Consider the following 12019-nt stretch of genomic DNA (forward strand, 5'->3'; position numbering starts at 1 on the left):
ATTAGCTTGCAGATTGACGGGGAAAAATATCTATGCTATGATATAAGCATAAAGTAACCGGTTACTTTACCGGTTACTGGAAAAAGAAAATGTTGGCATAATCGGAAGAAACATTATTCCGGAAAGAGCGATTAGGAGGATTGATGGAATGAAGAAGAGTGCAGGGGCAAAAGGGATAGCAGTGATTCTTGCGGCAGCGATGGCCGCAACGATGCTGACTGGATGCCGGTTTGGGTTTGCGAGCGATCCGGACGACCCGAATGAAGAGGTGAAGGAAGTGCCGATTGATACGTCTATTGACACGTTTGTGTATGACAGCAGCCTGCAGGGGACGAAAATTACTCTGCTGAATTCTAAGGCAGAGATACAGGTGGCTTTAGAGAAAATGTCTCAGGCATTTGAAGAGAAATCCGGGGTGCATGTGGAAGTTATGCCGGTGACGGACGGCGATTCTCCGTATACTAAGGTAGTCAGCATGTACAATTCAGGGACACCGCCTACAATGGCAATCTTAGACACAACAGATGTCATTGCACTGGCGGAAGAAAAGGCGGCCGATTTGACCGGGGAAGATTGGAATGCTGAGGCAGAGGAATACTTGACTGAGGTGAATGGAAAAATTTATAGTTTTCCACTTTGCATTGAAGGCAGGGGGATTATTTACAATAAAGCTGTAATTGAAGAGGCGCTGGGCAGGGAATTTGACCCGGAATCCATCAGAAGTCTGGATGAATTTGAAGAACTGCTGGAGACGTTGAAAGAGGCCGGAATAGAAAAACCGGTGTCGCTGGCAAAAGAGGATTGGTCCCTTGGAGCCCATCATCTGCAGTATATTTATGAGACATATGACGGCACATCAGAGGGAGCACAGGGAATTATCGATGAAATTAAAAACGGGAAGCTTAAGCTGGATACCTATGGGCGTCTTGGTGAATTTCTTGATATGTTCGATGTCTTGAAAGCGTATAATGTGGCGAAAGGTGACCCGCTGGGAGCAGATTATGACGAGATGGCTATCGATCTGGCAGACGGAAAGACAGCCTTTTGGTTCAATGGAAACTGGGCATGGCCGAATCTTGCCGAGGCCGGAGCAGAAGAGGAGGACGACTATGGATTTCTTCCTTACTTCCTGAATAATGATACCGATGATTTTGCCAATCAAAAAATACAGGCATCGCCGTCAAAACAAGTGATGGTGGACGGCCAGATGTCGTCGGAGAAAGAACAGGCTGCGGCCAAGGAATTTTTGAATTGGATTGTATTTTCAGAGATTGGACAGCAGATGCTTGTAAAGACTTGCAACGTCATACCGCCGTTTATCAATAACCCTTATGAGCCGGCGGACCCGCTGAGCCGGGATATCTACGAGAAGGTGCAGTCTGGAGGGACATTTAACGCATCGGCGATTGTGCCGAATGACCATTGGGCAGTACTTCTCTCCGCAATGCAGAAATACCTTGCGGAGAGAAGCGACCGGGAAGAACTGACTGAATCTATTATAGAATACTGGGCAGAGCAGAAGTAGGAAAGAAGGGAAAAGGATGAGAAATAAAAATAAAGGAAAAGATTTCTGTATGTTTGCATTACCGGGTATGTTTTGCTTCTTTGCCGTGGTAATCATACCGTTCGTCTATGGTGTTTATCTTACTCTGACAGATTGGAATGGTGTTGCGAAAGTAAAAAACTTTATCGGCCTTGAGAATTTTAAAGGAGTCATGAAGGACGGCCAGTTCTGGACTTCCTTGGGGCTGACTTTCAAATATGTAATATTGGTAGTTCTGCTCGTCAATGTAATCGCATTTTTACTGGCGTATTTACTGACCAGAGGAATCAAGGGACAAAACTTTTTCCGGGCAGGATTTTTTACTCCGAACTTGATAGGGGGCATTGTTCTGGGATATATTTGGCAGTTTGTATTTTCCAGAGTGTTCGTAAATGTTGGAGAGGCCACAGGCTGGAAGCTGTTCGGCGTATCTTGGCTGTCCGATCCGACGAAAGCCTTTGTGGCGTTGGTGGCTGTATCTGTGTGGCAGCTGTCGGGTTATATGATTCTCATCTACGTGGCAGGCTTTATGGGGCTCAGCGAGGATGTTATGGAGGCCGCAAGTATTGACGGAGCGTCCGGGTGGGTCAAGATGAAGAGCATTATCATGCCTCTTATGATGTCATCCGTTACCATTTGTTTATTCCTCACACTGTCCCGCGCATTTATGGTATATGACGTGAACCTTTCCTTGACGGCCGGCGCGCCTTATGGGACAACGGAGATGGCGGCAATGCATGTATATGAGAAGGCGTTTACATCCAGACAGTTTGGCGTAGGCCAGGCGGAGGCATTTATTCTCTTTATCATTGTTGCATGTATCAGCGGTATTCAGGTTTATCTGACGAAGAAGAAGGAGGTCGAAGCATAATGAAGCAGACATCTATTGGCGGAAATAAAAGAAAAGCGGCAAACATACTGGCTACCACTGGTTTGGTCATTATTTTCCTTGCATACATGTTTCCTTTTGTGATGGTAGTGATTAATTCTTTAAAACAGAAGCGGGACATCATCAAGAGTCCTTTTTCATGGCTCTATACAATTAAAGGCCTGTCTTTTGACAATTTTGTGAAGGCATTCACTCAGATGGACTTCCTCAATGCTTTTAAGAATTCATTGATAGTTACAGTATCCGCTACTTTGCTTGTCACACTGTTGGCAGCTATGCTGGCATACTACATTGTACGGCACAACAATATGATTTCTAAAATAACATTTGCCCTCATGGTGGCGTCGATGATTATTCCTTTTCAGGCAATTATGATTCCGCTGGTCAGCATTTATGGAGGGACTTTAAATGTTTTGAACCACAGGCTGACTTTGATATTCATGCATACTGGTTTTTCTATGGCAATGTCCGTGTTCATGTTCCACGGTTTTATCAAGGGCAGTGTACCGATAGCGCTGGAGGAGGCGGCTTACATAGATGGCTGCACACGGAGACAGACATTCTTTAAGATTGTATTTCCGCTTTTGAAGCCCATTATTTCTACCATGGTGATTTTAAATGCGCTTGCATTCTGGAATGACTTCCTCCTTCCGTCTCTGGTACTGACGGATAAGAAACTTCTGACACTGCCATTGTCCACGTACAGCTTTTACGGTACTTATTCCGCGGATTACGGAACAATCATGGCAGGGCTGCTCTTATGTGTCGTTCCGATTCTCATATTGTATATTATCTTGCAGAGACAGATAATCAGCGGTGTTGTTGCCGGTGCGGTAAAATAATAAATAGAAAGAAAAGGAAGAATATGATAAAAGATAGTTTACATCTCAAGGCTCCGGGAAACTGGATGAACGACCCCAATGGTTTTATCTATTATCAAGGAAAATATCATCTTTTTTATCAGCATTTCCCCTACGCTCCGGCGTGGGGGACCATGCATTGGGGGCATGCTGTCAGTGAAGATTTGGTTCATTGGCAGCATCAAGACATTGCATTGTTTCCGTCAAAAGACTATGACAGGAACGGAATCTTTTCGGGGAGCGCTGTGGAAAGAGACGGGCGCATGCTGCTCTATTATACAGCGGTGCGGTATCTGGAAGAAGACGCAGAAAATATACACAGATGCCCCGAGGGAAGATTTGAGAGCAGTCAGGCCATGATAAGCTCGGCGGACGGTTATATCTTCGACAATTGGATGGACAAAAGGCAGATTATTCCGGTTGTCAGAGACAGGAGATATGCCGATGCCACCCACACGAGGGATCCTAAAGTGTGGAAGTACGGAAATCAATATTATATGGTGCTGGGAAGTACTTTGGACGGACAGCAGGGACGTGTGCTGTTTTACCGGAGCGAGGACGGGAATGACTGGGAGTATGTCAGCCAATACAGCGACAAATCGTTCGGGGAGATACTGGAGTGCCCGGATATTTTCCGTGTTGGTGACAGATATGTATTTATCGGTTCCCCCATGGGAATTATGAATGACGGATTAGAGTATTCTGCTCATTCTATCTGTACAGAAGCGGAATTCACAGAGGAAGTCTGTGAGCTTAAGCTGGCGGGACAGCATCAATTTGTGGATTGTGGGCTGGATTTGTATGCGCCTCAGACTTGTCTTGACAAAGAGGGCAGGAGGGTCATGGTTGCGTGGATGAGGATGCCTTATGCGGCAGAGGCGGATGACAGAGCGATGTGGAGAGGGATGATGTGCCTTCCGAGAATTGTAGAACTAAAGGAGAGCCATGTTTATTTCTGTGTTCATCCCGAGGTCGAGTCATATTTTTGCAAAAGGGTGGAAGACAGAGAAGAGCTTGATTTCCGCACACCCTTTCGCCTGAAGACTAAGGTTCAGGCAGGGGAAACAATTGACATCGGCGGATACCGCATCTGGGTAGAGGATGACTGTATCAGGACAGACCGGAGCAAAGTGTTTGTAAGGACAGACTATGGAGCGGATACGAAGGACGTAGATAATTACCGTATGATAAGCAGTACGCCGGCACTTCATGGAAAGTATGAGCTGGATATTTTTGTTGAGCCGAACCTGATCGAGATATTTGTCAATGGAGGACAATATGTCTTGAGTAATATAGTGTATGGTCTGGGGAGCCGGCTTGACGGACATATTGAAGAGATTTATATAGGAGCGAGCGGTGACGTGTAGGGAGAGAGGATATGGGCAAAAAAGCAGATATTTTTGAGAAAAGAATGAAGCAGCACCATGACGAGCTTCGGTGGCTGTACATGGAGCTGTACCAGAACGGAGATATGTTTGCGGAACTGTGCTCCCAGATGTATGCCTATTATAATATGCGTCGTCAAAAGTTACATAACCGTGACGAAAGACGGGTGCGGGAGCCGGAATGGTTCAAGAAAAACGATATGCTGGGGATGATGCTTTATATTGACAATTTTGCGGGAGACCTGAAAGGGGTACAGAGGAAGCTGGATTACCTGAAGTCCTGTAATGTGAACTGTGTGCATCTGATGCCGTTTTTAGATTCACCCGAGGGACGCTCGGACGGCGGGTATGCCGTAGCAGATTTTCGGAAAGTGAAACCGGAGCTAGGGACGATGGAAGACTTGTCAGAACTCACGGACGCATGCCACACAAAAGGGATGAATGTCTGTATGGATTTTGTGATGAATCATACCTCTGACGAGCATGAGTGGGCAAGGCGTGCCAGAGGCGGGGACGGAGAATATATGAGCCGTTATTTCTTTTATGACAGCTATGAGATTCCCAGCCGGTACGAAAAGACAGTTCCTCAAGTATTTCCGACCACTGCGCCGGGGAATTTTACATACCTTCCGGAGCGGAACGCACATGTGCTGACTACGTTTTATCCATATCAGTGGGATTTGAATTACCGGAATCCACGGGTATTCAATGAAATGATGTACAACTTTTTATATTTGGCGAATCGGGGAATCGACATTATCCGTATCGATGCGGTGCCTTATATTTGGAAGGAGCTTGGAACATCCTGTCGTAATCTTCCGCAGGTACATACGATTGTCAGGATGATGAGGATAATCAGTGAGATTGTGTGCCCCAGTGTCATTCTTCTGGGGGAGGTAGTGATGGAACCGGCAAAGGTGGTCCCGTATTTTGGGACAGTTGAGAAACCGGAATGTCATATGCTCTACAATGTAACGACGATGGCTACTACTTGGAACAGTGTGGCGGCAAATGATATACGGCTCCTGAGAAAGCAGATGGATGTGGTGAACAGCCTACCCAAGGAATATACATTCTTGAATTATCTTAGATGCCATGATGACATTGGCTGGGGATTGGACTATGATACTTTAGAATGGTGGGGGATGAAAGAGATACCCCATAAGAGATTTTTAAATGACTTCTTTACCGGCAGAATACCGGGGAGCGTAAGCAGAGGTGAGTTATATAACGATGATCCGGTGACTCAGGACGCAAGATTTTGTGGGACAACGGCTTCCATGTGTGGAATCGAGAGTGCGGGATTCGAGTGCAACGCACTTAAGCTTAAGGAAGCAGTCCAGATGGATATCATGCTTCATGCCTATATGCTGACGCAGACAGGTATTCCCATGCTATACAGCGGAGATGAGATTGGGCAGGTCAATGATTACAGTTATAAAGAAAATGCGGCTAAATACATGGATTCACGGTACGTGCACCGTGGAAAATTCCACTGGGAGCTGGCGGAACTCCGTGACGATACAGCATCTGTAGAAGGCCAGATATTTCAAGCTCTTTTAAAATTAGAGAATATACGAAGGCGGGAAACGGTATTTTCACCGGCGGCAAATGTCTATACTTATGATGTAAAAGACGATGCGGTGCTCTGCATCATGCGGGAGCTGGGAGAAGATAAATTTTTTGCCATTTTCAACTTTGGAAGTCAGATGCGGACGGCTTGGATGCAGGAAGAGGGAGATTATATAGATTTGCTGACGGGGGAGGACAGGCAGATGAAAGATGTCTGGCTGCCGGCCCATGGCTTTGTGTGGGCGAAAAGGAAACCGGTAAAGAAGGATGAGAAAGGGGAATAAGTATATGGCGGATAACAGGAAAAAGGATTGGTGGAAGCAGGCGGTAATCTATCAGATTTATCCCCGCAGCTTTCAGGACAGCAACGGGGACGGTATCGGAGATATCCAAGGAATCATCGGCAGGCTTGACTACCTGCAGGAATTGGGTGTGGATGCGGTCTGGCTCTCCCCGGTATGCTGTTCGCCGCAGGATGACAATGGTTATGACATCTCGGATTATCAAGATATAGATCCCATGTTCGGCACACTCGCGGATATGGAGGAGCTGATCGAGGAGGCCGGAAGACGGAACATAAAGATTATCCTTGACTTAGTCCTCAACCATACTTCTGACGAGCACCGATGGTTTAAAGAGGCGCTGAAGGGGAAAGAGAATCCATATCATGACTATTATATATGGCGTGACGGGAAGGCAGGAATACTTCCCAATGGGCTGAAAGCAGGCTTTGGCGGATCTGCGTGGGAATGGGTGCCGGAACTTGAGCAGTATTATTTTCACCAATTTTCTGTAAAACAGCCGGATTTAAACTGGGAGAATCCGAAAGTACGCAGGGAGATATATGATATGATTCTCTGGTGGATGGAGAAAGGGATAGGAGGATTCCGGCTGGATGTCATCGACCAGATTGCCAAGGAGCCTGACCGGCTGATTACAAGCAATGGGCCGAGACTCCATGAGTACATCCGTGAACTGAGCAGAGAGACCTTTCAAAAGGGCTGTCTGATTACTGTAGGGGAAACTTGGGGGGCAGATGTGGAGCGGGCGAAGCTCTACAGCAGCCCGGACGGCAGCGAGTTCTCCATGGTGTTCCAATTCGAGCATATGGGTATTGACCAGCAGGAAGACGGTGAGAAGTGGGATATGGCGCCCTTCTCTCTGTCACGTTTCAAGGAGATTATGGAGAAATGGCAGACCGGGCTTTATGGATGCGGATGGAACAGCCTGTTCTGGGAGAATCACGATTTGCCCAGAAGTGTCTCCCGCTGGGGGGATGACGGGGAATACCGCAGACAGTCGGCCAAGATGCTGGCTATCCTGCTCCACGGGATGCAGGGAACACCCTACATATATCAGGGAGAAGAATTGGCCATGAAGAACGTAAAGTATGGGGAGGAGGACTATCGGGATATTGAGACGCTCAATATGTATAAAGAGCGGCTGGCAAAAGGGTACAATAAAGCGGATGTGATGCATGCTATCCATGCCAGAAGCCGGGATAATGCCAGAACACCTATGCAGTGGAGTGGGGAGGAGAATGCCGGATTTACAGAAGGGAATCCTTGGATAAAGGTGAATCCGGATTATACGGAAATCAATGTCAGGCAGCAGCTGGCAGATACCGATTCTGTTTTTTATTGTTATAAACAGTTGATTGCGCTGCGGAAGCAATACGCTGTATTCACGGACGGCAGGTTTGAAATGCTGATGAAGGAGGATGAACAGCTTTTTGCGTATACAAGAAGCAGTGAGAAGGATGAGATTCTGGTGTATGTCAATTTCAGCGGGGAAGAAGCCGCATTCACACTGCCTGAAAAGTGGGTAGGAGCAAAAGTTCTGATCTGCAATGAGAGAAGTAAGAAAAAAGAGGTAGTCAAACCATACGAGGCCGCTATTCTTTATAGGAAGAAATAAGTTCAATGATTCATTTATCGACTTATGCCCCTTTCTGTGATATTATAATCACTGTATTATAGAACACAGAAAGGGGCATTTTCTATGGAAAATACATCCGACAATAAACCAAAAAAACATATTTGTCTGGGGCTTCTGGCTCATGTGGATTCGGGAAAAACTACATTGTCAGAGAGCATCCTGTATATGAGCGGGGCAATCCGAAGTCTTGGACGGGTAGACCATAAAGATGCTTTTTTAGATACACATGAATTGGAAAGGCAGAGAGGGATTACTATTTTTGCCAAACAGGCGGTATTTCCCCTTGGGGACACGGAAGTGACACTTCTCGACACACCGGGGCATGTTGATTTCTCGGCGGAGATGGAGCGCACGCTTCAGGTGCTTGACTATGCAGTGCTTGTCATCAATGGAGCCAGCGGGGTGCAGGGTCATACGGTTACGCTCTGGAAGCTGCTGGAGCGATATGGGATTCCTGTTTTTCTGTTTATTAATAAGATGGATCAAGAAGGAACGGACAGGGACAGACTTTTAAACGAGCTGTCAAGTGAGCTGGATAACGGATGCATTGATTTTATATGTATAGGGGACGGCAAAGGGCAGAGTGTATCCGAAGCCAAGAGAGAGAAGGCTCTGGAGCAGCTGGCAATGTGCGATGAATCTGCTTTGGAGCATTATCTGGAGCACGGGTCGGTGAATAAGGGCGATATTATCAGGATGATTCATGAACGGAAGGTATTTCCCTGCTATTTTGGATCGGCCCTTAAGCTTACCGGGGTGGAGGAATTGCTGGAAGGTTTGAATCATTACACAGAAGCTCCTGAGTATCCGGATGCGTTTGCCGCCAAGGTATTTAAGATATCGAGAGATAAGCAGGGAAGCCGTTTGACCCACATGAAAATCACCGGCGGGACTCTGCGGGTAAAGGATGTGATCGGTGAAAAAATCAACCAGATACGCGTCTACTCCGGTGACAAATATGAGGTGGTAAATGAGGCGCCGGCGGGGGCAGTGTGTGCTGTCGCAGGATTGGAATATACCTATCCCGGGCAAGGGCTGGGGGCGGAGGCGGCGTCCGAAGCGCCGGTGCTGGAGCCAGTGCTCAGCTATCAGATCGTGCTGCCGCAGGGGGCGGATGTACATACAAGTTTAAAAAATTTGCGGCTGCTCGAGGAGGAAGAACCTCAGCTCCATATTGTCTGGAATGAACAGTTGAGTGAGATTCATGTTCAAGTCATGGGGGAGATACAGATTGAGATACTGAAAAGCCTTATGAAAGAACGTTTTGATATGGAGGTGGAATTTGGCGCCGGAAATATTGTATACAAGGAGACCATCTTAAATCCAGTGGAGGGAATCGGCCATTTTGAGCCTCTTAGGCATTATGCGGAAGTACATCTTCTTTTGGAACCGGGGGAACCCGGAAGCGGGCTAGTATTTGGCACAAAATTAAGTGAAGATGAACTGGACGGCAACTGGCAGCGCCTGATTCTCACCCATTTGAAAGAGCGGGAACATCTGGGAGTCTTGACCGGCTCTCCGATTACAGATATGAAAATTTCTCTGATTGCGGGACGGGCCCATAAAAAGCATACAGAGGGGGGAGATTTCCGGCAGTCTACCTACCGGGCAGTACGGCAGGGCTTAAAGAAGGCGGAGAGTATTCTTTTGGAGCCATATTATTCCTTCCGGCTTGAGATGCCCTCGGAATGTGTGGGAAGGGCTATGGCTGACATTCAAAAGATGAGCGGCAGCTTTGAACCGCTCCAGCCCGGGACAGATTTGGCAGTCTTGTCAGGCAGCGCACCCGTATCAGAGATGCGGGATTATCAAAGAGAATTTATTGCTTATACAAAAGGCAGAGGTCGTATGTCCTCCCGAATCAAGGGATATGAGCCTTGTCATAATACGGAAGAAGTTATAGAGGCTATAGGATATGATTCAGAGCGTGATCTGGATAATCCCACAGGTTCTGTCTTCTGTGCTCATGGCGCCGGATTCACAGTGAGCTGGGATGAGGTGGAACAATACATGCACGTGGAGAGCGGCTGGGAAGACGCGGACAAAGTGAGTGGAAAGAATGAGAGCAAAATAGTGGAACAGCCGGTATATGATGCACAGAAGTATGGGCAGAATGAAAAGGAGCTGGAAAGAATCTTTGAGCGGACGTATGGGCCCATCAAAAGAAGGCAGGTACCGGAGATAAGAAGAACAGCCGCAGGCGCGAAGGAGAGCGAGTATCGTCCGCCTAAAAAGAAGAAGCAAGAGGAAGAGAGTTACCTGTTGGTGGACGGTTATAATATTATCTTTGCGTGGGAAGAATTAAAAGAACTGGCGGAGATAAATATCATGAGCGCAAGGGATAAGCTGATGGATATTTTGAGTGACTATCAAGGCTATCGCAGGATGACATTAATTCTTGTATTTGACGCCTATAAAGTGGCGGGAAATCCGGGGACTATTTTCAAATACCATAATATTCATGTGGTCTACACAAAAGAGGCTGAGACAGCAGACCAGTATATAGAAAAGACAGTGCACAAAATCGGGAAAAAATATCATGTAACGGTGGCTACGTCAGATGCTTTGGAGCAGGTGATCATCCTCGGCCAAGGCGGACATCGGATTTCGGCGGAAGGGCTGAGGCAGGAGGTAGAAGCCGCAAAGACTGAATTGAGGGCGGAATACTTATCGAAAAAGCTGAGCGGACGCAGTTACTTGTTTGACAATCTGACCGGAGAGACAGCGGAGGCGGTTGAAGAACTGCGCCGCAGCGAGGAATAAGGGGAGTAAGCATATGCGGATAAAAGATTTGATATTATTTGAAAATCTAACAGAAGAAGAGATGCAAAAGAGTATCGCCTGTTCCCAGTCGACCACACAGACGTACAGAAAAGGAGAGATTATTTATCATGAGGAGGATAAGCCCGGTAAACTGTATTTTATATTAGAAGGAAGTGTGGAATTAGGGCAGAATAAGCCTATGGGCAGACTCAGCAATATTGAGCATCTAACGCAAGGACAAGCCTTTGGTGAAATTGAATTGTTTCTGGAGCACGAAACACATGCGTATTACGCAAAAGCAGAAGACGAAGTGACGCTTTTTGCAATATCCAAACATTTCTTTAAAAGTACTTGTGCTAAAAACTGTGCGCATCATAACAAAATTATCTATAATATGCTGCGCCTTTTTGCGCAGGAGGCGGAAAAGAATATCCAAAAATTACAGCTTTTGACGAGCGGCACTCTCCGTCAGAGGATAGCGCACTATCTCATGAGCCAGAGTCAGGGCAGCAAAACAATCGTGCTTTCGATGAAAAGAGAGGAATTGGCCGCCCATCTCAACACTACACGTCCCAGCTTATCGAGAGAATTGTCCGCCATGCAGAGAGAGGGAATGATAAAAATTAAAGACCGCACGCGTGTGCAGATACAAGACTTTACATGTCTGCAGAAAGAAATAGACGGCGTCTTTCATTGATTCAAGACGCCGTCATTAACAGATATGTATTATTCAACAATAAATACTTCTTTTCCCATGCCGCAGATAGGACAAACCCAATCATCCGGAATATCTTCAAAGGCTGTTCCCGGTGCGATTCCGCCGTCCGGATCACCTACTTCAGGGTCATATACATATCCACAAGGTTCACAAACATATTTTTTCATTTTAATATCCTCCTGATAAATTAATCAATTTTATATTTACAGAATACATAAAATGGAATTGAATTTCTGTAACAAATGTTACGAAATATAAAAATTAATACAAAAGTAGAGAAACAAATCCGGCAAATACTTGTAGGGACTGTTAGAATGGATTACAATGAGAGGATAGAAACAAATGAGCGGT

General features: G+C 46.4%; 9 protein-coding genes. 8 read left to right on the forward strand and 1 reads right to left on the reverse strand.

All coding sequences use genetic code 11. The annotated features are described in order from the left end of the window. Nucleotides 1–148 precede the first annotated feature (148 nt). The 8 genes from BN6465_RS01880 to BN6465_RS01915 all read left to right on the forward strand — a co-directional run bounded on the left by BN6465_RS01880 (nucleotide 149) and on the right by BN6465_RS01915 (nucleotide 11647). Nucleotides 149–1525, forward strand: a complete 1377-nt coding sequence (locus BN6465_RS01880; RefSeq protein ID WP_066731173.1) for an ABC transporter substrate-binding protein — start codon at nucleotides 149–151, stop codon at nucleotides 1523–1525. Nucleotides 1526–1541: 16 nt separating this feature from the next. Beyond that, nucleotides 1542–2414, forward strand: coding sequence for a carbohydrate ABC transporter permease (locus BN6465_RS01885; RefSeq protein WP_066731175.1), 873 nt, complete (start codon nucleotides 1542–1544; stop codon nucleotides 2412–2414). Beyond that, nucleotides 2414–3274 carry a carbohydrate ABC transporter permease gene (locus tag BN6465_RS01890; protein ID WP_066731176.1) on the forward strand — a complete coding sequence of 287 codons (861 nt, stop codon included), beginning with the start codon at nucleotides 2414–2416 and terminating at the stop codon, nucleotides 3272–3274. The genes BN6465_RS01885 and BN6465_RS01890 overlap by 1 nt, the downstream gene beginning before the upstream one ends. Before the next feature lie 23 nt (nucleotides 3275–3297). Continuing rightward, nucleotides 3298–4659, forward strand: coding sequence for a glycoside hydrolase family 32 protein (locus tag BN6465_RS01895; protein ID WP_199882780.1), 1362 nt, complete (start codon nucleotides 3298–3300; stop codon nucleotides 4657–4659). 11 nt (nucleotides 4660–4670) lie between these two features. Beyond that, a complete protein-coding gene (locus BN6465_RS01900) occupies nucleotides 4671–6533 on the forward strand; it encodes an alpha-amylase family protein (RefSeq protein WP_066731179.1) in 1863 nt (620 codons plus the stop codon). A 4-nt stretch (nucleotides 6534–6537) separates the two neighbouring features. Further along, nucleotides 6538–8166 carry an alpha,alpha-phosphotrehalase gene (locus BN6465_RS01905; RefSeq protein WP_066732705.1) on the forward strand — a complete coding sequence of 543 codons (1629 nt, stop codon included), beginning with the start codon at nucleotides 6538–6540 and terminating at the stop codon, nucleotides 8164–8166. Nucleotides 8167–8250: 84 nt separating this feature from the next. Beyond that, complete coding sequence (locus tag BN6465_RS01910; RefSeq protein WP_066731180.1) at nucleotides 8251–10950, forward strand: translation factor GTPase family protein; 2700 nt, start codon at nucleotides 8251–8253, stop codon at nucleotides 10948–10950. Nucleotides 10951–10963: 13 nt separating this feature from the next. Continuing rightward, nucleotides 10964–11647 (forward strand): Crp/Fnr family transcriptional regulator, encoded by a 684-nt coding sequence (locus BN6465_RS01915; protein WP_066731182.1) that lies wholly within the window; start codon nucleotides 10964–10966, stop codon nucleotides 11645–11647. 29 nt (nucleotides 11648–11676) lie between these two features. On the opposite strand, the gene rd is transcribed toward BN6465_RS01915, so the two are convergent. After that, nucleotides 11677–11835, reverse strand: a complete 159-nt coding sequence (rd, locus tag BN6465_RS01920; RefSeq protein WP_066731184.1) for a rubredoxin — start codon at nucleotides 11833–11835, stop codon at nucleotides 11677–11679. Nucleotides 11836–12019 lie beyond the last annotated feature (184 nt).

Origin of the sequence: Bariatricus massiliensis (genome assembly GCF_900086725.1) — a bacterium.
GTDB lineage: Bacteria > Bacillota > Clostridia > Lachnospirales > Lachnospiraceae > Allocoprococcus > Allocoprococcus massiliensis.